This window comes from Acinetobacter sp. UBA5934, from assembly GCF_002430855.1.
Taxonomy (GTDB): domain Bacteria; phylum Pseudomonadota; class Gammaproteobacteria; order Pseudomonadales; family Moraxellaceae; genus Acinetobacter.
Map to the genome: position 1 here is coordinate 1 of NZ_DJDC01000119.1, position 22397 is coordinate 22397.

Annotated in this window: 19 protein-coding genes; 11 read left to right on the plus strand and 8 right to left on the minus strand. The window is 43.7% G+C overall.

Features of this window, described 5'->3' with window-relative positions; all coding sequences use genetic code 11:
• The 5 genes from B2Y23_RS08250 to B2Y23_RS08270 form a co-directional block, all read left to right on the plus strand.
• On the plus strand, positions 1-110 hold a 110-nt coding region (locus tag B2Y23_RS08250; protein ID WP_291370181.1), incomplete at its 5' end, for a DUF493 family protein.
• 166 nt (positions 111-276) lie between these two features.
• Positions 277-936 carry a lipoyl(octanoyl) transferase LipB gene (lipB, locus tag B2Y23_RS08255; RefSeq protein ID WP_291352715.1) on the plus strand — a complete coding sequence of 220 codons (660 nt, stop codon included), beginning with the start codon at positions 277-279 and terminating at the stop codon, positions 934-936.
• 77 nt (positions 937-1013) lie between these two features.
• Positions 1014-1547 (plus strand): hypothetical protein, encoded by a 534-nt coding sequence (locus tag B2Y23_RS08260; protein ID WP_291352717.1) that lies wholly within the window; start codon positions 1014-1016, stop codon positions 1545-1547.
• Position 1548: 1 nt separating this feature from the next.
• Positions 1549-2733: an iron-containing alcohol dehydrogenase gene (locus B2Y23_RS08265; protein ID WP_291352719.1), complete on the plus strand. Its 1185-nt coding sequence runs from the start codon at positions 1549-1551 to the stop codon at positions 2731-2733.
• A gap of 264 nt (positions 2734-2997) precedes the next feature.
• Positions 2998-4392: an APC family permease gene (locus B2Y23_RS08270; protein ID WP_291352721.1), complete on the plus strand. Its 1395-nt coding sequence runs from the start codon at positions 2998-3000 to the stop codon at positions 4390-4392.
• 58 nt (positions 4393-4450) lie between these two features.
• Here the strand turns inward: B2Y23_RS08270 and B2Y23_RS08275 are convergent, their stop codons facing one another.
• The 8 genes from B2Y23_RS08275 to rplU form a co-directional block, all read right to left on the minus strand.
• Entirely contained in the window at positions 4451-4930 is a 480-nt protein-coding gene (locus B2Y23_RS08275) for a tRNA (cytidine(34)-2'-O)-methyltransferase (RefSeq protein WP_291352723.1), read from the minus strand.
• Positions 4931-4967: 37 nt separating this feature from the next.
• Positions 4968-6344, minus strand: coding sequence for a siroheme synthase CysG (gene cysG, locus B2Y23_RS08280; protein ID WP_291352725.1), 1377 nt, complete (start codon positions 6342-6344; stop codon positions 4968-4970).
• A 90-nt stretch (positions 6345-6434) separates the two neighbouring features.
• The gene (serS, locus tag B2Y23_RS08285; protein WP_291352727.1) at positions 6435-7706 is read right to left on the minus strand and encodes a serine--tRNA ligase; all 1272 of its coding nucleotides are present in this window, start codon (positions 7704-7706) and stop codon (positions 6435-6437) included.
• A 119-nt stretch (positions 7707-7825) separates the two neighbouring features.
• A complete protein-coding gene (locus B2Y23_RS08290) occupies positions 7826-8602 on the minus strand; it encodes a DUF3298 domain-containing protein (RefSeq protein WP_409514817.1) in 777 nt (258 codons plus the stop codon).
• Positions 8603-8749: 147 nt separating this feature from the next.
• Positions 8750-10234, minus strand: a complete 1485-nt coding sequence (locus B2Y23_RS08295) for a carotenoid oxygenase family protein (protein ID WP_291370167.1) — start codon at positions 10232-10234, stop codon at positions 8750-8752.
• A 278-nt stretch (positions 10235-10512) separates the two neighbouring features.
• Positions 10513-11211, minus strand: a complete 699-nt coding sequence (gene lolA / locus B2Y23_RS08300) for an outer membrane lipoprotein chaperone LolA (protein WP_291352733.1) — start codon at positions 11209-11211, stop codon at positions 10513-10515.
• A gap of 217 nt (positions 11212-11428) precedes the next feature.
• Positions 11429-11686, minus strand: coding sequence for a 50S ribosomal protein L27 (gene rpmA, locus B2Y23_RS08305; RefSeq protein ID WP_166325924.1), 258 nt, complete (start codon positions 11684-11686; stop codon positions 11429-11431).
• 18 nt (positions 11687-11704) lie between these two features.
• The gene (gene rplU, locus B2Y23_RS08310; protein WP_086196864.1) at positions 11705-12016 is read right to left on the minus strand and encodes a 50S ribosomal protein L21; all 312 of its coding nucleotides are present in this window, start codon (positions 12014-12016) and stop codon (positions 11705-11707) included.
• 517 nt (positions 12017-12533) lie between these two features.
• Between rplU and sdsA the strand changes: the two genes are divergently transcribed.
• From sdsA to adeK, 6 genes are all read left to right on the plus strand, one after another.
• The gene (sdsA, locus tag B2Y23_RS08315; RefSeq protein ID WP_291352738.1) at positions 12534-13511 is read left to right on the plus strand and encodes an All-trans-nonaprenyl-diphosphate synthase; all 978 of its coding nucleotides are present in this window, start codon (positions 12534-12536) and stop codon (positions 13509-13511) included.
• A gap of 34 nt (positions 13512-13545) precedes the next feature.
• Positions 13546-15600 (plus strand): site-specific recombinase, encoded by a 2055-nt coding sequence (locus B2Y23_RS08320; protein WP_291370169.1) that lies wholly within the window; start codon positions 13546-13548, stop codon positions 15598-15600.
• A 148-nt stretch (positions 15601-15748) separates the two neighbouring features.
• A complete protein-coding gene (locus B2Y23_RS08325; RefSeq protein ID WP_291370171.1) occupies positions 15749-16354 on the plus strand; it encodes a phosphatase PAP2 family protein in 606 nt (201 codons plus the stop codon).
• Between the two features lie 32 nt (positions 16355-16386).
• Positions 16387-17652: an efflux RND transporter periplasmic adaptor subunit gene (locus B2Y23_RS08330; RefSeq protein WP_291370173.1), complete on the plus strand. Its 1266-nt coding sequence runs from the start codon at positions 16387-16389 to the stop codon at positions 17650-17652.
• Between the two features lie 12 nt (positions 17653-17664).
• Positions 17665-20847 (plus strand): efflux RND transporter permease subunit, encoded by a 3183-nt coding sequence (locus B2Y23_RS08335; protein WP_291352746.1) that lies wholly within the window; start codon positions 17665-17667, stop codon positions 20845-20847.
• Entirely contained in the window at positions 20847-22304 is a 1458-nt protein-coding gene (gene adeK / locus B2Y23_RS08340) for a multidrug efflux RND transporter AdeIJK outer membrane channel subunit AdeK (RefSeq protein WP_291352787.1), read from the plus strand. Before B2Y23_RS08335 ends, adeK begins: the two co-directional genes overlap by 1 nt.
• The last annotated feature ends 93 nt before the right edge of the window (positions 22305-22397 follow it).

The window sequence follows — 22397 nt, forward strand, 5'->3', positions numbered from 1 at the left end:
CTGGAAAATACCATTCTTTAACTGCCCAGATTGTGTTTGTAGAGCTGGAACAGGTGCACGCTTTATATTCTGACCTCGCAGCCTGCCCGTTGATTAAAACTGCTCTTTAAGAGCACATAAAAAACACGCTTCTGGCGTGTTTTTTTATTTATATAACAATAAAAATATGACTAATTCTGCAAAAAACTTTAAATCGGCCAGCGATCACCTCCTATCTCAGCATGATTTCATTATAATCCTTCTATCCTGTTGAAATTTTTTAAGGACGCACTTCACGTGACTGATGCTGTTCTAAAACCCAAACTGATTATTCGTCAATTTAACCAGCTTACTCCCTACCTCGATCGTTTTCAGGACATGAAAAACCTGACTGAAAACCGCGATGAGAATACACCGGATGAACTGTGGATTCTGCAGCATCATGATGTGCTTACCCAAGGCCAAGCTGGCAAGCCTGAACACATCCTGATGCCCAGCAATATTCCAGTCGTTCAAACCGATCGTGGTGGACAGGTCACCTGGCATGGTCCGGGGCAACTGGTTGCCTATTTCATGTTTGATTTAAACCGCTTGGGCTGGAATGTACGCACTTTGGTATCGTATGCTGAAAATTTGATGATTGAACTGCTGGAAAAATATGGCATTGAAGCTTACGCCAAACCGGATGCACCGGGTGTATATGTCAATGAGCGTAAAATTGGTTCTCTGGGTTTTAAAATCCGCAAAGGACGCAGTTATCATGGACTGGCATTGAATATTGATTGTGACCTGACTGGTTTCCATACTATTAACCCATGTGGTTATGCTGGTTTGGAGATGGTCCGCATTCAGGATTTAGTGAAAGATTACCCAAAATTCGAGAACTTATGCGTCGATATTATTGAAACTTTCAACAACAGCGGTTACTTTAGTGAAGTTCAAATCATGCAACAATAACTTTGCTTTTGGCATAAAAATAAATTAGAGTATTTACTCTAAACTAATAAAATATTTTTTAGATAAGGGATACGCGAGTGATTTCAACCAAATCCGTTAAGCCCGCTTTACAACTGACCTATGTCAAACTCATGATGGATGTGATTGGCAGAGGTCTGGTAATGGCGAGTCAAGTCGACGCCGAAGTCAAACAGGAAGTTGCAAAATTCCCTGTGGATTTCGTTCTATCGATGAAGGTATTTCCCAATGGTCCTGCTTTTATTGCAAAAGTCACGGAAGACCATCAATTACAATTACTTCGATCTGTCAGCAGCAAACCTGACCTTACCATTACTTTTAAGCACTTAAGTCATGCTTTTTTAGTATTTTCTTTTCAGGAAAGTACTGCGCAGGCTTTTGCTCACGACCGTATGATTGCCGATGGAGACATTTCTTTCGCGATTCGTCTGGTACGCTGCTTAAACAAAATGGAAGCACTGATTTTACCTAAACTGCTTGCTGAGCTTGCTGTAAAACAATATCCAACCGAATTAAGCCTAAAAGAAAAACTGACTGGAGCTGCAAATATTTATTTGAAACTAGCTCAATCCTATTTTAAACGGAGTGCATAACATGGCTAAGCCTTATTACGAATTTTTCTGTCCAGTAAAAGTCATCGCAGGTCATGCCGCGTTAGAACATATTCCGTTTGAACTTGCTACTTTAGGTGCAAAACGCCCACTGATCATTACCGACAAAGGTGTACGCAGCAATAACCTACTTGCCCCAATTGAGGCGGCTTTTGAATCGACCGATGCGGTAATTGGTTATATTTTTGATGATGTTCCACCAGATTCAAGTGTACAAACCGTTCGCAATGCAGCCAAAGCTTATCGAGACAATAATTGTGATGCGATTATCGCTGTGGGTGGCGGTTCGGTGATTGATACCTCCAAGGCAACCAATATTCTGGTGACTGAAGGTGGCGATGACCTGCTTAAATATTCAGGTGCACATAACCTGCCAAAACCGTTAAAACCATTTTTTGTGATTCCCACCACCTCGGGTACCGGCTCAGAAGTGACGATGGTTGCGGTGGTCTCTGATCTTGAGAAAAACGTCAAAATGCCGTTTGCATCTTATTATTTGATGCCGCATGCAGCGATTCTTGACCCGCGTATGACCCAGACCTTACCACCGCATTTGACTGCCATGACGGCTATGGATGCACTGACTCATGCAGTTGAAGCTTATACCTGTATGGCAGCCAACCCGATCAGTGATGCCTATGCGACCGCTGCGATCAAGAAAGTCAGCAACAGCCTGTTCAATGTTCTGGACAATCCGACGGATGAATTTGGTCGCCTGGAACTGGCACAAGCCTCAACCATGGCTGGCATTGCTTTCTCTAACTCTATGGTCGGTCTGGTTCACTCACTCGGACATGCCTTAGGTGCAGTGGCTCACCTGCCTCATGGTTTATGCATGAACCTGTTCCTGCCTTATGTGCTTGAGTACAATAAGGAAGTGAATGGTGACAAGATTGCCGAATTGTTACTTCCTTTAGCAGGACCAGATATTTATGCGCAGACTCCTGCGCATTTACGCGCCGACAAAGCGATTGCCACAATTCTGACCATGCGCGACCGCTTATATGCTTTAACCAAGTTGCCACGTACTTTACGTGAAACCGGTAAGGTTTCAGAAGCGCAACTCGACGAGGTTGCAGATAAAGCATTAAATGATGGTTCCATTATTTACAATCCTAAAGAAGCCAGCTTGAGTGATTTAAAAGCAATTTTAGAAAAAGCTTGGTAAATATTGAAAATTAAGCGAATATAGCTAAAAATTAGCCTGATGTTTTTTTAAGCATCAGGCTTTTACTTTATGGAAAATTAAAGCTAATTTTTTATATCAAATGGCATATTTTCTGCATTAAAAATTCATAAAGATATTGGCAAAAGGGACCAAACTAGAGTAGATTGGCGCACTTTTGTTTTATTCATATAGGGGGGATCGTTCGTCTCAAACGATCCTTGTAAACATGACTGATCCTTGATCAACGATAAGAGGATAACGCCGTTGACAAATATCTCTGGGACTCAATCGGCAGCTAAACTGCAAAAAACGCTTGGACTCTGGCACATTATTATTATTGGTTTAGCTTATATTCAACCAATGACACTATTTGATACGTTCGGTCTGGTTTCTGAAGAAAGCCATTACCACGTACCAACTTCTTACATTATTGCCTTAATTGCAATTCTGTTTACGTCTATCAGTTACGGACATATGATCCGCCGTTACCCGTCATCAGGTTCGGCATATACTTATGCACAAAAATCGATCCATCCTAATGTCGGTTTTATGGTCGGCTGGTCATCATGGTTAGATTACCTGTTGTCACCAATGGTCAACATCATTTTGGCGGTCATTTATCTGGAAGCACTGTTCCCTGAAGTTAACCATTGGGTTTGGGTGGTTGTACTGACTGCATTCATGACCGGGGTAAACTTACGTGGTGCCAGATTCGTTGCCAACTTTAATGGCCTGATTGTAGTGGTTCAGCTGGCAGTCATCGCTTACTTCACCTGGATGGTTTACACGCTGCTTGCAGGCGGGGTCAATGCCGATGGTAGCTTAGCGAATGCCAAGTACCAGTTATGGAGCCTGGAACCCTTCTGGAATGAAATGACGGCTTTAGGTCCTTTAATTACCGGTGCAACCTTACTGTGTTTCTCTTTTACCGGTTTTGACTCACTCAGCTCACTGGCAGAAGAAACCAAAGATACTGAAAAAACCTTACCTAAAGCGATTTTCCTTACGGCGCTGCTTGCAGGTATTATCTTCATTATCAGCACCTATTTCATGCAAATCTACTTCCCGAATGATCCGAAGACTTACTTTGAAGATGTCGCTGCAACCCAGCCAGATATTCTTCTAGCAGTAGGCGGCGTAGCATTCAAAACTGTAGTGCTTTACTTTGCAATCGTCACCGTGATGGCATCGGGTATTTCTGCGCATGCAGGTGTATCACGTCTCATGTATGTGATGGGTCGTGATGGCGTGATCAATAAAAAAATCTTTGGTCATATCAGTCCAAAAAGCTACACACCGGTTTACAACATTCTGATTGTAGGTGCGGTGGCTTTAACCGCTGGCTTTATGGATTTGGACATCGTGATTTCGATGATCAGCTTTGGTGCTTTAACTGCATTTACCTTTGTGAATTTGTCGGTGATTTCACGTTATGCATTACGTGATGGCCGTACCAAAAACATCAAAGACATTTTCAGCTTTGTTGTGATTCCTTTACTGGGCTTCTTAAGCATTTTTGCGATGTGGCTAGAAATTGAAGATACCGCACTAAAATTCGGTCTATGGTGGGCAATGTTCGGTATTTTGTACCTGGGTTATAAAACCAAAGGCTTCAAACACCCGGCTCCACAACATAACGAGTTTGATAATACTCATTAATGGGTTAATTCCATGCATAAAAAAAGACGCTTCATGCGTCTTTTTTTATAACTTTATTTTAAACCAGTTCTTTAAAACCTTGCTGACGCCAAGCTTCATAGAGAATAACAGCGGTGGCATTCGACAAGTTCAAGCTGCGTGAATTTGGCGCCATTGGCAAACGAATCCAGTGGTTCTCAGGAAACATCATGCGAACATTTTCAGGCAGACCACGGGTTTCAGGTCCCATCAACAATGCAACCGGACGGTTTAAGTCTGAAGTATGCGGAGTTTCAAAACCTTTGGTGGTTAAGGGATAAATCGCATCGTTATCAATCCCCTGCTCTTTTAAATGCGCCACACATTCTGCAAAGTTTTCCCAAACTTTCATATGTGCCCATTCATGATAGTCCAACCCTGCACGTCTGAGCTTTTTATCATCCAGCTCAAAACCTAGTGGTTTGACCAAGTGCAATTGCGCACCGGTATTGGCACATAAACGAATGATATTCCCCGTATTTGCAGGAATTTCTGGCTCGTATAAAACAACATGAATCACTGAATTTCTCTACTCTTTCAATGCAACAGGACTCGAATTAGCCTTGCCACTGTAATTGTTCGCGCAATTTTACCACCTCACCAATAATGGTCAGGGTCGGCGCTTGAATTTGATGTTCTGACACTTTTGAAGCGATATCTGCCAAGGTTCCGACCACGACTTTCTGGTCTGGTGTCGTCCCTTTAGAGATCAAGGCGACTGGCATATCTGAACGTTGACCATGTGCAATCAGTTGAGCACATATTTTTTCCAAACCCACTAGACCCATATACAGTACCAAGGTTTGGTTTTCATAAACCAGTTCATTCCAAGGCAACTCCGGCGAGCCTTCTTTTAAATGTCCAGTCAGGAAGCGAACACTTTGCGCATAATCACGATGCGTTAAAGGAATACCGGCATACGCAGAACAGCCAGAAGCAGCAGTAATCCCCGGCACTACCTGGAACGCCACACCGGCAGCAAACAGCTCCTGAATTTCTTCGCCACCACGACCGAAGATAAACGGATCACCACCTTTTAAACGGCAAACACGCTTACCTTGGGCTGCATATTCCACCAATAAAGCATTAATGCCTTCTTGCGGCACACTATGATTGGAACGGGCTTTACCGACATAAATCTTTTCCGCATCACGGCGGCATAAATCCATAATCGCAGGAGAAACTAAACGGTCATAAATAATGACATCTGCCTGTTGCATCAAGCGTAATGCTTTTAAGGTCAACAGTTCAGGATCACCCGGACCGGCACCGACCAGATAGACCTCGCCTTTAGGCGTTTGCCACTCAGTTAAGGCTTGTTCGATTAAACGATCCGCTTCTGCAAGATTGTCATTAAACACCTGTTCTTTGAGCGGACTGGCATACAAGTCTTCCCAAAAAATACGGCGTTCATCCGGATTTGCAATTTTCGCTTTGACTGCAGCACGCCATTTTCCGGAAAATTCCGCCAGCTTGCCCATACCATGCGGAATACTGGCTTCGAGCTGAGTACGAATTTGACGGGATAACACCGGTGATGTGCCATTGGTGGCAATGGAAACTACTAACGGTGAACGATCGATAATGGCAGGAACCATAAAACGACAGTGCGGCGGATCATCGACACTATTCACCAATATTTTTTCAGCTTCAGAGGCTTCAAAAACTTGAATGTTGGTGGCTTTATCGTTGGTTGCGGCAATCACCAAACGGTAATCACGTAATGGAATATCTGGACTAAAAGGTGCCTGAACATACTGCCCCTGGCTTGACTCAACAATCTCAAGCAAAGAACTTTCGATTTCAGGTGCAATCACATCAATGACTGCGCCTGCTTTTGCCAAAAGTACCGCCTTACGGTAAGCAATATGTCCACCACCGACAATCAGACAAGGTTGCTGTTGCAACTTTAAAGAGATTGGAAAGATATCCACGAATTACCTCAATATTTTAAATCTGACTGTCTTAAGCAATTTTCATGCACAAAATTGTGCTATTCACATAATTATTGATCAATCCGGAGATTAATCAATAAATTCTGCACCACCCATATATGGACGTAGCACTTCAGGAATCTCAATCGAACCATCTGCACGTTGATAATTTTCCATCACGGCAAGCAAGGTACGGCCAACCGCCAAACCTGAACCATTTAGAGTGTGTAAAAACTCAGTTTTCTTTTGATCGACACGGTAACGTGCTTTCATACGGCGTGCCTGGAAATCACCCATGCATGAACAGCTTGAAATTTCACGGTAAGTATTTTGACTTGGTACCCATACTTCCAGATCGTAAGTCTTGATTGCGCCAAAGCCCATGTCGCCACCACACAGGATAATTTTACGATATGGAAGACCTAAGGCTTGCAAAATACCTTCAGCATGACCAGTCAATTCTTCTAGAGCCTGCATCGAGTCTTCAGGTTTTACAATTTGCACCATCTCAACTTTGTCGAACTGGTGTTGACGAATCAAACCACGAGTATCGCGACCATAAGAACCGGCTTCACTACGGAAACATGGCGTATGCGCAGCATATTTCAGTGGCAAACGTTCAGGATCGACAATTTCATCACGCACGAAATTGGTCACTGGCACTTCGGCAGTCGGAATCAGGTAGTATTCTTTTTCACCTTGTAATTTGAATAAATCTTCTTCAAATTTAGGCAATTGACCTGTACCACGTAATGAATCTGCATTCACCAGGTATGGTACATAGGCTTCGGTATAACCATTTTTTAAGGTATGGGTATCGAGCATGAACTGAGTTAAAGCACGTTGTAAACGCGCCAATGGCCCTTTTAATACGCTGAAACGCGTACCGGTGAGTTTGGTCGCAGTTTCAAATTCCAAACCGCCCATCCATTCACCGAGGTCAGTATGATCTTTGATTTCAAAATCAAATTGACGCGGTGTGCCCCATTTTAAAATTTCAACGTTATCGTCTTCATCTTTACCCTCAGGTACAGATTCATGCGGCATGTTTGGAATAGTTAAAGACTTGGTTTCAATTTCAGTTTGCAATTCAGTCAGCGCAACTTCAGCTGCTTTAATTTCATCACCAATGGCTGCCATACGCGCCATGATTTCAGATGCATCGCCACCAGATTTTTTAATTTGGCCAACTTGTTTAGCACCCGAATTACGTTCTGCCTGTAAAGCTTCAGTTTTCGACTGGAGCTCTTTACGGCGAGCTTCAAGTGAAGCCCACTCTTCTACATTCAGCTGTACACCACGTTTTGCCAAGGCTAAATTTACAGCCTCAATATTATTTCTGATTAATTTCGGGTCGATCATAGCCAATCTTTTGCAAAGAAAAAAACTGGCTATAGTGTAAGCGCTAAACACTAAAAAAGACAGTGATCGAACGGACAGCTGTGGCTTATTAAAGCAACTTTAGCCGAATTAAGTTGAAATTATGGTGTTGGATACTTTGGCAAACTTGGCAGATATTCCGCTTTAATCAGTTTGCTTAGTGCTGAATAAGGCAAGGTCAGCTCAGTCATGCCTTCTGCATAAGAAGCCAGTTCATATAAGGGATAAACAAAGACAATGCCGTTAGCACCATAATAAAAATTATCACTTAATTTTAGCTTGTCTCTTTCTATACTGTGCTGTTCCAGCCAGATGCTATTTGAATCATACAAAGTATTTAATAGTTGCTGTTCTGTGCCTTTCATCAAAATATCTTGCAGCGCCAGACGCTTTTTGTTTTTCAAATCAAAATTGACAAATTCCTGATGATACATGCCATGCGCTGCACCAGATGAATAGGTATAGGTCTGAATGGCAAAGGTTGCCCGATCATACTGTTGACTGACAAAACGGATATAAGTCGAGCTTTGACTTAAATCAGGACTCGCCCCTTCGGCAGTATTGATCTTTTCATTGGGCGCTGTAGAAAACGCAATCGGATCGGCTTTTTTCACCCGATCGATAAAATAGTCATCCACCCACTTCAGGTTGCTCTTTACCGTTTGAATTTCATACTGGGTACAACCTTCAGCATCACACGCTTCTGGTTTGCTCAGTTTTACAGGAACAACTTTGGCTTGAATCAGAGGAATTGTCTGCACATTTTCCTGCTGGGTCGTACTTGCCTGTTCAGGCTGTGGAGCAGGTCGTTCCTGACATCCCGCCATGACAAGCGCTGCTAAAGAAACAGGAACTGCCCATAGCCATTGTTGATTCATGCGTATTTCCATTTTATTTTTACAACCTGATACCTTTTATAATGCCCCTGCACTATACAAAGCCAAGTCACTGAATAAAATTTTAAATATGTATCTTGCAGCAGTTTTAGTTGAATAAAGCTGAATCCTGATCAGAATTGCATGATTTTAAGATAAATCGATCCAATTACCGTGAAAACCTAAAGGTACATGGGTTCCCAGTATAATTTCTGCCTGAGGCTGAATATTTAAACCTTGGGCTTTTAAAATAACCACTTTGGAGGACTGTTTAGGGATATGATGCAGATAAGACAACAAGTAGCCTTCACCTTCTGCTGCGACTGCTGACTCCGGAATAAACACCACTTCTCCAGTCATCCATTGTTCACCAAATTTATAGATGGTTTTTTCATGGCTTTGCAGGTCATGGCAAATTAGATGATTGGCTTGGGTCATGTTTAAAGAATCAAAACTGGCACTATAAATATAACGATGCTGCTCACCAGTATAGCGTTCATCGATTCTTGGGAATTCCTGCGCCTGCCAATCAATAACCTTGCGATCTACCGCATTCCGTTTTAGATCTATGGTCCAGCGTTCCAACTGGGTTTTTTGCTGCTCAAACGGACCCTGATGGGACTTTTTAAACATGGAGCGATGCACGACCACATCCAGAATAATCTGCTGTTGCTCATTGCGGTAAGCATTGGCGGCATGGAAAATAAAACAGGGTTCAATATTGATCCACTGTACTTCATCGGCATGACCATATTTAGGCAAAATGCCAATTCGCGCAGCATGCTGGTCATTCCACTGATAAGGCAAAGGATTGCCTTTGATGAGTTGCTTGAAAGAGAACGTGACCGGTAAATCAAAAATTAAGACATCTTGCTCGGTAATAGCACAGTCATGGATCATGGGACCATGCTGTACCGGAATTTTGGTCCAATGCAGCAACATACCTTGCTGATCTATCACTTCATAATAGGCATGCTTAATATCCAGCGCATCATAGCAAATCGCGTGCAAATGCCCGCTATGAGTGTCTTTATGCGGGTGTGGAGTAAAAGGCAGATCTGCATCGGTATTAAAAAAACGGTGTTCCTGTGTGTTCAACTCCAAGTCTAAACGTGCGGGCAAAGCGCCTGCTTCAACACTCGCCCAGATCTGATTGGCATGATAAAAAGCATTGGTATTGACCACATCCCCTGGCCCACGGCGAAACCCGGCTTTAACAGGCTCATGCTTTTGCTTTTGGATGGAATCCGTGGCGATATAGCGGCTTTTGAACCATGTAGCTCGACCCTGCTCAATTTTTAAAGCGTGCAACATGCCGTCGCCTGCAAACCAGTGATATAAATCTTGATTCTCAACATGAATGGGATTGGATCCAATTCTTAACAATAGCCCGGTCAGGTGCTGGGGAATTTCACCGATCACCTGAAATTCGTGCTTTTCCACTTCATCCACAGGGCCAAATATGCCATGTAGATAGGGATTTTCTGCCCTATTTTTAGCTGTCTTTTTTGATCTTCTTTGCAGCCAGCTCACCCCTAGCCCCATCACCCTTTGGCGATAGCTATTGAGTTTGGATTTAAGCGGGGTAAAACGCGGATAATCTGACGATGAAGCCACTGTACTCTTATTTTCCACTATTTTAATTCTCCTGGGCTTTTGCCTTTTTGCTTTTTCTTAGTGTTAGGCAAAGTTGATCTTGCGTATGGTTATACTCAATCCTGATCACTAAATTATTATCTTTAAGTAGTATGAATTGTAAGGTCTATGGCCAAGCTTGAACATATTTTTGTAAGACTGGGCTGGGTTAATTAAAACTTAACTCATTTTTAACAGAATAAACGCAAAAAAGCAGTCCCATAGGACTGCTTTTAAGTGAGGCTTAAAACCTTTTTAAGTGATTAAAAATCAATTAATTATTGATCAATAATATCGGTGCCTTTAGGCGGAGTAAAATTAAAAGTTGACGAAGCAATCGATGGATTCAATTTCACATTGTTAAAGCGAACAGTGGTGGTTTGACCCAACGAATCCTGCAAAATCATCAGACTTGGGGCTTTGTTTGCACCAAAACTAATGGTCAAGCTTTGGAATGCACTGTCTTTCACTTTTGGATACAAAGTGTAATAAGTCTTGCCTTTATCGGGTTGAGTCACACGATAAGACTTCATAATCTGACTGGTATTGCCCGATAGTAATAATGCAGGGGTATTGGCCACCTGTTCATCCAGACTTTGACGCACGGCTTGCTGCAAGTCAGGATCATAAATCCAAACGGTTTTACCTGAAGTCACAATCGTTTGTTTTGAAGGACTGGTGGTTTCCCAGAAGAATTTACCCGGACGTGCAACCTTCATCACCCCTTTAAAGGTTTGATTCATGTGTTGTCCAGTCAAGCCTTTTTTCTGCGGGGCTTTAGCAGCAGAGGTCGCTTTTGTGGTTTGTTCAAAGTTAGCAGACAAAGTGCGAATATTGGTTAACTGTTTCACCAGATTATTGGTTGCTTGCTGCTCCGATGCTGCTACAGGTGCAGCAAAAACAGTGGTACTCATTACCGGTGCGAGCGTTGCAGCACCTAGGGTCATCGCACACAGGGTTTTACGAAGCATTTTCATATCATCACCTTTTTTATTTGCAGTATCGCAATTTGTTCAATGTGTCCATCTTAAACCAAATAATGTGGCTAAAAGTAGAGAAAATAAGAAGTTTTGTATTGTTATTAATATCCAATGTAGAGATTTCTACATCATGATGAAGAACTGAAATTGTTTTGAATAATTTACACCCATAAAAAAACCCACATTAAATGTGGGTTTTTCGCGCCATTAAAACTTATACAGTTTCAACAGATACGTAGCGACGGCCAAATTGACCTTTCACTTCGAATTTGATCACGCCATCAGCGGTAGCAAATAAAGTATGGTCACGGCCCATACCTACGTTTGCACCAGCGTGGAATTCTGTACCACGTTGACGAACGATGATGTTACCAGCAGTCACAGCTTGACCACCGTACATTTTAACACCTAGCATTTTAGGGTTTGAGTCACGACCGTTACGTGTCGATCCACCAGCCTTTTTAGTAGCCATGTTTCATAATCCTCGTAATTAGCCTGAAATAGCAGTAATTTTCAACTCGGTAAACCATTGACGGTGACCTTGTTGTTTACGGTAATGTTTACGACGACGCATTTTAACAATACGGATTTTGTCGTGACGACCGTGGCTAACTACTTCAGCAGTTACTGTAGCACCAGCAACAACTGGAGCACCAATTTGAATGCTTTCGCCGTTTACAAGCATTAATACGTCATCAAACGTAATAGTTGTACCAGTTTCAGCTTTCAATAATTCTACTTTAAGGGTTTCACCCTCAACCACACGGTGTTGTTTACCACCGCTTTGGATTACTGCGTACATAATGTACTCCAAACATGCCCGTGTCGTCGTGCCGATAAAGGAATATATCGATCTTAATACGAACGCCACTGGGGGGATATATAAGGGCAAACATATTAAGTGATAATAAATCAAACAACAAGCTGTTTCAGTGTTTTTTTGAGCTTTAATTTTGTTTAATTTATCAACGATCAAATTATGAAGCCGAAATTGCTTTTACATCCGGATCTTAGATTTTATAAAATGAAATAGATTTTTAAAATCAATTCGCTACTATACACTAGGAAATGCCAACGCTATCCAGACAGCAGATGAGTTGCTGGATTGGGGACGCGTTTAAAATCATTTGCTTAGTCAGGATTTAAGCAACTATATTAAGATCTTAACTATATCGTCAGATATAGTTGTTACACTAAGGTCTGCTGACATTTCATCAACGGCTAGCGTTGCAGGTTAAAGTTGAGCATGAAACTTATTTCCTGCCGAAATATCAACAGAACTTATATAAGCAATTCAATTTTTAGAGGTTTCTCTTCGTATGGCCATCGACTTCAAGCAAGACATTCTCGCTCCTGTTGCTTCAGATTTTGCTGCGATGGACACGTTTATCAATGAAGGGATCACTTCAAAAGTTGCTTTGGTGATGGCGGTCAGTAAACACGTAGTGGAAGCCGGTGGTAAGCGCATGCGTCCGATTATGTGCTTATTGGCTGCAAAAGCCTGTGGCGCAGAAGATATCGAACGGCAACGTAAACTGGCAGCGATTATTGAAATGCTGCACACTGCGACCTTGGTGCATGATGATGTGGTGGATGAGTCAGGCTTACGTCGCGGTCGTCCTACAGCAAATGCCACCTGGAATAACCAGACTGCGGTTTTGGTCGGTGATTTCCTTATTTCGCGTGCTTTCGATTTGCTGGTCGATCTGAACGACATGACCTTGCTGAAAGACTTTTCTACCGGCACCTGTGAAATTGCGGAAGGTGAAGTGTTGCAACTGCAAGCACAGCATCAGCCAGAAACCACGGAAAAAACCTATCTCGACATTATTCATGGCAAAACTTCACGCCTGTTTGAACTGGCTACTGAAGGTGCAGCCATTTTAGCGGGTACCCCACACTATCGTGAACCGCTACGCGTTTTTGCCGGTCACTTTGGCAATGCCTTTCAAATTATTGATGATATTTTAGACTACACTTCTGATGCTGAAACATTAGGTAAAAATATTGGTGATGATTTAATGGAAGGCAAACCGACTTTGCCATTAATCTCTGCACTGCAAAAAACCACCGATGAAGAACATGAAATTGTTCGTTTAAGTATTGCCACGGGTGGTCTTAACCATCTGGACCGTGTGATCGAGATTGTGCAAAACTGCGGGGCTCTGGATTATTGTCGTCAGCGTGCCACTGAAGAAACACAATTTGCACTCAAAGCTTTAGATGCACTTCCGGACAGTGAATATCGCCAGGCATTGATTAATTTGACCCAGCTTGCCCTCAACCGGATTCAATAATGAGATTTGAAAAATATAGTTTTACTCCTCGCCTATGCATATAAATTTTACTGATCTATTCTTAAAAATGCAGGAACAGCTTGAAACCAATCAGGCTGTTCTTGATGATTCACTGCTTATTGAGTTAGTGAACCGTATTCGACCGGATGATTCCACCGATCTGGACGAAATTAACAACAAATTTCAGGCTTTCATTCAAGCGCTGCTGCTTACTCCGCAAGCGGCCATTAGCTTTCAAAATTTTATCTTAAAACTCATTAATCAATACAAGCAAACCAGTCTATATGCTGACACTGGTATTTTGTCTCTGGATGGCTTTTGGAATCAGCTGGTACAGCGTCTGGGGGCGCACTTTCTCCCCCTGATTAATGACGAAAGCCAACTGCAAGATTTGCTACGCCGGGTTTTTTATCAACGCAGTGATAAATACTGGCTAGACAGTATTGCTGAAGAAGACTGGCAAAAGCTGTTTGGACTCATCAATCAAGGGCACAGCAATCAACAGCAAAAGCTCAAAATTAAAAGCGAGCTGATTAAAGCGATTACCGTTTTATCTTACCGGATTAGCGGCATTGGCCTGTATCCGGAATTTATTAATGCCCATCCGGAACTCACCGAATATGAATCACCTTTTCTGGCGCAGAACCGGGAAATCAATGAATTCATCCAGCATTACAAGATGCTCTATCAAAACACCGACGCACTGGCCTTAACTGTTGTACCAGACGCTTCTCAAGCGCTGGTTATGATTGAGCAATGTCGGGATGTGGCGTTGAAAATTCGTCGTGCCACCAAAAGAATTGGGGTCAGTTTAAGCCTGACTTATTTGCTATCATTACTGGAACAATGCCTGGACCGTATTGAACTGTTGCTGAATCTGATTATGGATGAAGATCAGCTTCGCTATGAGTCTCTAGGCTTATTGCTGGTCGATATCACGCATGCCATTTATAGCGAGCGCAGTGTACGCTCACTGTTAGCCGCAAACAGTGAACTGATTGCATTACAAGTCACAGAAAATGCCAGTAAAACCGGTGAACACTACGTAAGTACTGACAAGCAGGGTTTCTGGTCGATGTATAAATCGGCCGCAGGTGCAGGTGTGATTATTGCCACCATGGCAACCCTCAAGATACTGGCAGCACGACTGGCCATGGCGCCGATCATGCAGGCCTTTGTCTTTAGCATGAATTATTCACTCGGATTTATGTTGATTCATGTACTGCATTTTACCGTTGCCACTAAACAGCCCGCCATGACGGCAGCCGCGCTTGCCGCCACAGTACAGCATACTAAAGGCTCCAAAACTGCACAGATTGCTGAACTTGCCGCACTAATCATTAATATTATCCGGACCCAGTTCATTGCCATTCTAGGTAATATTTCGATTGCCATTCCGACCGCAGCGGTCATTACCCTGTTGTGGCAATATGGCATGGATGAACCCCTGTTAACTCATGCCAAAGCCACCAAGACTTTACATTCACTGAATCCATTTACTTCACTGGCGATTCCTCATGCCGCCATTGCCGGTGTGTGTCTGTTCTTTTCAGGTCTGATTGCCGGTTACTTTGACAATATGGCGGTGTACCGCAAAGTTGGTCCACGCTTAAAGGCGCATTTCCGCTTAAAGCGCTTAATGGGACAAGAACGCCTGAATAAATTCGCAGCCTATATTGAACGAAATTTAGGAGCTTTGGCGGGGAACTTCCTGTTCGGGATTATGCTTGGCAGTATGGGCACCATCGGTTTTATTTTAGGGCTGCCACTGGACATTCGCCATATTGCTTTTGCTTCAGCCAACTTTATTCAAGGCCTGATCTGTATTAATGGTAGTCCTGAAATTGGCCTGATTATTGTTTCATTTTTAGGGGTGTTGTTGATTGGCCTGACTAACTTATTTGTGAGTTTCAGCCTGACCATTATTGTGGCTTTACGTGCCCGCCGGGTTCGCTTTGAACAATGGAAACCATTGGCTAAACTGGTACTCACTCACTTTTTAACCCGCCCAAGTGACTTTTTTTGGCCACCGAAAACGCCATTGGAAGTAGATGAGTTTTCACCGTCCCCAAAATCGGCACTGAAGTAATTTGCTATTTTTGTTTTACTTCGCGTTAAAAAATCGGTAAAAAGAAAAGCATAATTTACACATACTTGAAATAAAGTGTACTGATGAGTACACTTTAACCATTAAATTAGTCATGCTTCAATCGGCTAAGATAACAAAGGTTCCTTACATGCCTTATCTGTTGCTTGGTGTAGGATTTTTCTTATTTATTTTCAGCATATTAATGCTTGCCATCCCATCCTTGAATCTCTTCGACTGGGTGATGATTGAATGGCTGAGCCAGCATCGTACCTTGTCTCTAAATAGGATATTTATCGCACTTTCGACTATAGGCGGTATGCTATTTGTGTTATTTTTAACCACAATCTGGTGTTTACACCAAGCTTGGTATAAAAAATATACAAATGTTATTTTCATTAGTTTAGGACTGATAGGAAGTATAGCCACGGTTTGGCTACTCAAATACGTAATTTCAAGGCCTCGCCCACCCGAAATGTATCATCTGGTTCAAAGTTATGGTGCTTCATTTCCCAGTGCGCATAGTATTTATGCCGCGGCTTTGGGCTGTCTTGCAATTTATCTCAGTCAGAAACATCCACAGCATACCTTAATTTGTATATGTGCTTTTGTTTGGTTGTTCATTATGGGAATTTCAAGGGTTTACCTTGGGGTACATTTCCCCTCTGATGTATTGGCTGGTTGGAGCATAGGTTTTATTTGGATCACACTACTTTATCTGCTGTATGTCAAATTTAGTAGGGCGAAAACAAATTAGTTTTTAGATAAGAATCTAATCGAGGTGGAACAATGATGTCTGCAAAGCTATGGGCGCCCGCCCTTACCGCTTGCGCATTAGCAACAAGTATTGCACTTGTTGGTTGTAGCAAAGATCCTAAGGATGCGCAGCAAGCTGCAGCAGCCCAACAAATGCCACCGACTGAAGTAGGTGTCATTGTTGCTCAACCCCAAAGCGTAGAGCAATCGGTAGAACTTTCAGGTCGTATGACGGCCTTTGAAATTTCTGAAGTTCGTCCACAGACCAGTGGTGTCATTCTTAAACGTCTGTTTACTGAAGGTAGTTATGTACGTAAAGGACAGGCCCTGTATGAAATTGACTCGCGAACCAACCGTGAAACTGTAGCCAGTGCACGTGCTGCGCTGAATCGTCAACAGGCCAACTTGAACGTATTACGCGTGAAAGAAGGACGTTACAGTCAACTTGTTGGCACCAATGCCATTTCAAAACAAGAATATGATGATATTGCTGCACAAGTAAAACTGGCTGAAGCAGATCTTGCTGCCACTCAAGCTGAGCTTAAGAATGCAGAAATCAATCTCGGTTATTCAACCGTGCGTTCCCCCATTTCAGGTCAAACCAACCGCTCTACCGTGACTGTAGGTGCGCTGGTTACAGCCAGTCAGGCTGAACCCTTGGTGACTGTACAGCGCCTAGACCCGATTTATGTCGACATTAACCAGTCTAGTGCAGAATTATTGCGTTTACGTCAACAATTGAGCCAAGGCAGCTTAGGCAGCAGCAACAACACGAAAGTGAAATTAAAGCTTGAAGATGGCAGCACCTATCCGGTTGAAGGTCGTCTTGCATTCTCTGATGCCAGCGTGAATCCGGATACCGGCACCGTGACTTTGCGTGCCGTGTTCCAGAACCCAAATCATTTATTGCTTCCAGGTATGTATGCCACTGCTCAAATCGTGCAGGGTGTGATTCCAAATGCCATCCTGATTCCTCAGGCAGCGATTACCCGTACGCCAACAGGCCAGGCCATTGCCATGATCGTGAATGCCAAAGGCGCTGTTGAAACACGCCCAGTGGAAACTGCGGGTGTTCAAGGTAAAGACTGGATTGTCACTAAAGGCCTGAAAACCGGTGAAAAAGTGATTGTTGATGGTATTGCCAAGGTGAAAGAAGGCGCAACTGTCGTTGCTAAACCTTATCAACCTCAAGCTGCGCCTCAAGGTGCCGGTCAACCTGCCGCACAAGCCAATAAAGCAGCTCAACCTGCGCAGCAAGCACAACCCAAAACTGAACAAAAATCTACTTCAAATACATAAGGGGTAGACTAAATGGCTCAATTTTTTATTCATCGCCCGATTTTTGCATGGGTGATTGCATTGGTGATTATGCTGGCGGGTATCTTAACCATCAGCAAAATGCCGATTGCACAATATCCAACCATTGCTCCGCCAACAGTCAGCATTTCTGCGACTTATCCTGGTGCATCTGCTGAAACTGTAGAAAATACAGTGACCCAGATCATTGAGCAGCAAATGAATGGTCTAGACGGCTTACGTTATATCTCGTCAAATAGTGCGGGTAACGGTCAGGCATCTATCGCTTTGAACTTTGAACAAGGCATTGATCCTGATATTGCCCAAGTTCAAGTCCAAAACAAATTACAGTCAGCAACGGCGCTACTCCCTGAAGATGTGCAACGTCAAGGGCTTCGCGTAACCAAATCTGGTGCAAGCTTCTTGCAGGTTTTGGCTTTCTACTCACCGAATGGTGAATTGACCGATGCCGACATTAAAGATTATGTGAACTCGAATATTTCTGAACCGCTCAGCCGTGTGGCGGGTGTCGGTGAAGTACAGGTATTTGGTGGTTCATATGCCATGCGTATCTGGTTAGATCCTGCAAAACTCAGCAGTTATCAGCTGACTCCAAGTGATGTCGTGGCTGCCTTGCGTACTCAAAACGCGCAAGTTGCTGTGGGTCAATTGGGCGGTGCGCCAGCGGTTGAAGGTCAAGTCCTGAATGCCACTGTAAACGCACAAAGCCTTTTGCAAACGCCTGAACAGTTCAAAAACATTTTCTTGAAAAATGCCGGTTCTGGTGCAAAAGTAACTATTGGTGATATTGCCAAAGTCGAATTAGGTTCGGACAACTATCAGTTTACCTCGAAATTCAACGGCAAGCCTGCCGGTGGTGTAGCGATTAAACTGGCCACGGGTGCAAATGCATTAGACACCGCGACTGCGGTAGAAGAACGTTTAGTACAGTTACGTAAAAACTATCCAACAGGTTTAAAAGATCAGCTGGCGTTTGATACCACCCCGTTTATCAAACTTTCGATTGAAAGTGTAGTTCACACTTTAGTTGAAGCGATTATTCTGGTATTCCTGGTTATGTTCCTGTTCTTGCAGAACTGGCGTGCAACCCTGATTCCAACCATGGCTGTGCCGGTGGTTGTACTCGGTACATTCGCGATTATCAACCTGTTTGGCTTCTCAATTAACACGCTCACGATGTTTGCCATGGTTCTTGCCATTGGTCTTCTGGTGGATGATGCGATTGTCGTGGTCGAAAACGTTGAACGTATTATGGGAGAAGAGCATCTAGAGCCGGTTGAGGCGACTGAAAAGTCGATGAATCAGATCTCTGGTGCATTGATTGGTATTACCACGGTATTGTCTGCCGTATTCGTCCCAATGGCGTTCTTTAGCGGAACCACCGGGGTGATTTACCGTCAGTTCTCGATTACCCTGGTGACTGCAATGGTTCTGTCACTGATTGTGGCATTAACATTTACCCCTGCGCTTTGTGCGACCTTGTTGAAACAGCATGACAAGAATAAACCGCAAAGCAACAGTGCCCCTGCCCGCTTCTTCCGCTGGTTCAATGAACGCTTTGAACGTACTGCTGAAGGCTACCAAAAATGGGTCGGAAAACTGCTGATTCATAAAATCATTGCCGGTGCGATTTATGCGGTCGTGATTGTCGGTCTATTGTTCTTGTTCAAAAGCTTGCCAAGTTCATTCTTGCCGGATGAAGACCAAGGCGTGGTCATGACTCTGGTTCAGCTTCCACCGAATGCTACCCTGAACCGTACTGAGAAAGTTATTGATCAAATGACTGGCTTCTTTATGGAAGGTGAAAAAGCCAATGTCGACTCTGTCTTTAGTGTCGCAGGTTTCTCGTTTACCGGTGTCGGTCAAAATGCCGGTCTGGCTTTCATCAAATTGAAAGACTGGAGCGAACGTACTTCTCCTGAATCGCAAATCGGTGCCATTATCCAGCGTGGTATGGCATTGAACGTCATTGCTAAAGATGCGTCTTATGTAATGCCATTGCAGCTTCCTGCAATGCCTGAACTGGGTGTTTCTGCTGGCTTTAACTTGCAGTTGAAAGATGCAGCCGGTCTTGGTCATGAAAAACTGCTCACTGCACGTAACATGATCTTGGGTATGGCTGCACAGGACAAACGTCTTGCGGGTGTTCGTCCAAATGGTCAGGAAGATACGCCACAGTACAAAATCTATGTAGATAACGAAAAAGCCAGCGCTATGGGCGTCAGCATTTCTGAAATCAACAGCACCATGAGTATTGCTTGGGGTGGTTCATACATTAATGACTTTGTCGACCGTGGTCGTATTAAGAAAGTTTATGTTCAGGCCGTTCCGGATGCACGTATGATGCCGGAAGATCTCAACAAGTGGTACGTACGCAGCAACGCTGGTCAAATGGTTCCGTTCTCTGCTTTTGCTACAGGTGAATGGACTTACGGTTCGCCACGTCTTGAACGTTATAACGGTATTTCATCGGTTAACATTCAGGGTACGCCTGCTCCGGGTGTCAGCTCGGGTGATGCGATGCTTGCCATGGAAGAAATCATTGCCAAATTGCCTGAAATGGGTATCGCTGGCCTTGACTACGAGTGGACAGGTTTATCGTTGGAAGAACGTGAATCTGGCTCGCAAACGCTTGGTCTGTATGCGCTTTCAATGCTGATTGTATTCTTGTGTCTTGCGGCATTGTACGAGAGCTGGTCAATTCCATTCTCAGTCATGCTGGTGATTCCACTAGGTATTGTCGGTGCAATTGGCTTGACTTTCTTGGGTATGGTTCTGTTTAAGGATCCAAACCTGTCGAATAACATTTACTTCCAGGTTGCGATTATTGCCGTCATTGGTTTGGCTGCGAAAAATGCGATCTTGATTGTCGAATTTGCCAAGGAGCTGCAGGAAGATAAAGGCGAGCCTTTACTTGAAGCGACCCTTCATGCAGCAAAAATGCGTTTGCGTCCAATCATCATGACCACTTTAGCCTTCGGTTTTGGTGTACTTCCGCTTGCCCTGTCTACAGGTGCCGGCGCAGGTAGCCAGCACTCGGTCGGTTATGGTGTACTCGGTGGCGTAATCAGTTCGACTTTATTGGGTATCTTCTTTATTCCTGTGTTCTATGTCTGGATTCGAAGTATCTTTAAATTTAAACCTAAAAAACCAAATAATCAGGAGCAAGCATCGTGATGCAAAAGGTATGGTCTATCTCAGGTCGTAGCATTGCGGTATCTGCACTTGCGCTTGCTTTGACTGCATGTCAAAGCATGCGTGGCCCAGAGCCCGTAGCTCAAGCGAATATTCCAGAACAGGGTTACTTAACCGCGAATTCTGGACCTTCAATTGCTGAACAAGGTTATAAAGACTTTTTTGCCGATCAACGCTTAATCCAAGTGCTTGATCTGGCATTAGCCAATAACCGTGATTTGCGTACTTCGACCTTGAATATTCAACGTGCGCAGCAACAGTACCAAATTACCCAGAACAATCAGCTGCCAACCATTGGTGCCAGCGGTAGTGTGCTGCGTCAAGACACGCTCAACACCGGTACCATGACCAGCTACAATGTAGGTCTGGGCGTGACTGCCTATGAGCTGGATTTCTGGGGTCGTGTACGTAGCTTAAAAGATAATGCTTTGGATACGTATCTGGCCACTTCAAGTGCGCGTGATGCGACTCAAATTGCCCTGATTGGTCAAGTGGCGCAAGCCTGGTTGAATTATTCGTTTGCCAATGCAAATTTAAGACTTGCAGATCAGACGCTGAAAGCCCAACTTGAGTCTTATAACCTCAACAAAAAACGTTTCGATGTTGGTATCGACAGTGAAGTTCCTGTTCGTCAGGCACAGATTTCTGTAGAGACTGCACGTAACGATGTGGCCAATTACAAGACTCAGATTGCTCAAGCACAGAACCTGCTTAACCTGCTTGTAGGTCAAGCTGTTCCTGCTAACCTGTTACCGACTCAACGTGTGACACGGATCAGTCAAGGCAATGCGCTAAGTGCGGGTTTACCAAGTGACTTACTCACCAACCGTCCAGACATCCGTGCTGCGGAATATCAGCTTTCTGCCGCAGGTGCAAACATTGCTGCAGCGAAAGCACGCTTATTCCCGACCATCAGTTTGACCGGTAATGCAGGCTATGCGTCAACCAGCTTAAGCGACCTGTTCAAATCAGGCGGATTTGTCTGGTCAATTGGCCCAAGTATTGACCTTCCAATCTTCGATTGGGGTACACGTCAAGCCAACATCAAAATTTCAGAAACAGATCAGCAAATTGCTTTATCTGACTATGAAAAATCAATTCAGTCCGCTTTCCGCGAAGTGAATGATGCCTTGGCAGTACGTCAAAACATTGGTGACCGTTTAGCTGCACAGCGCCGTTTGGTGGATGCAACCAATACCACATACCGACTGTCAAATGCCCGCTTCCGTGCCGGTATTGACAGTTACTTAACCGTATTGGATGCGCAACGTGCATCATATGCAGCTGAACAAGGTTTATTGTTGCTTGAACAAGCCAACATGAATAACCAGGTTGAATTGTATAAGACCCTGGGTGGTGGTCTTAAAGCCAACACCGGTGATGCTGTTCAACAGGTGCCATCTAGTGCTGAACGCAAAGCTGCAAACAGCGCTCAATAAATTATAGCTCATAAAAAAGCCTGCGCAATGCAGGCTTTTTTATTGCTTTTTCAAGCCCGATTTCCTATCTTCACTAGACTCCATTTCGTTTGA

What these genes read in the sequence shown, in the direction of transcription:
- B2Y23_RS08335 (WP_291352746.1), top strand. Translation starts at nt 17,665, where the DNA reads ATGGCTCAATTTTTTATTCATCGCCCGATTTTTGCATGGGTGATTGCA.
- B2Y23_RS08290 (WP_409514817.1), bottom strand. Translation starts at nt 8,602, where the DNA reads ATGAATCAACAATGGCTATGGGCAGTTCCTGTTTCTTTAGCAGCGCTT.
- sdsA (WP_291352738.1), top strand. Translation starts at nt 12,534, where the DNA reads ATGGCCATCGACTTCAAGCAAGACATTCTCGCTCCTGTTGCTTCAGAT.
- rplU (WP_086196864.1), bottom strand. Translation starts at nt 12,016, where the DNA reads ATGTACGCAGTAATCCAAAGCGGTGGTAAACAACACCGTGTGGTTGAG.
- B2Y23_RS08325 (WP_291370171.1), top strand. Translation starts at nt 15,749, where the DNA reads ATGCCTTATCTGTTGCTTGGTGTAGGATTTTTCTTATTTATTTTCAGC.
- adeK (WP_291352787.1), top strand. Translation starts at nt 20,847, where the DNA reads ATGCAAAAGGTATGGTCTATCTCAGGTCGTAGCATTGCGGTATCTGCA.
- serS (WP_291352727.1), bottom strand. Translation starts at nt 7,706, where the DNA reads ATGATCGACCCGAAATTAATCAGAAATAATATTGAGGCTGTAAATTTA.
- B2Y23_RS08320 (WP_291370169.1), top strand. Translation starts at nt 13,546, where the DNA reads ATGCATATAAATTTTACTGATCTATTCTTAAAAATGCAGGAACAGCTT.
- rpmA (WP_166325924.1), bottom strand. Translation starts at nt 11,686, where the DNA reads ATGGCTACTAAAAAGGCTGGTGGATCGACACGTAACGGTCGTGACTCA.
- B2Y23_RS08330 (WP_291370173.1), top strand. Translation starts at nt 16,387, where the DNA reads ATGATGTCTGCAAAGCTATGGGCGCCCGCCCTTACCGCTTGCGCATTA.
- B2Y23_RS08265 (WP_291352719.1), top strand. Translation starts at nt 1,549, where the DNA reads ATGGCTAAGCCTTATTACGAATTTTTCTGTCCAGTAAAAGTCATCGCA.
- lolA (WP_291352733.1), bottom strand. Translation starts at nt 11,211, where the DNA reads ATGAAAATGCTTCGTAAAACCCTGTGTGCGATGACCCTAGGTGCTGCA.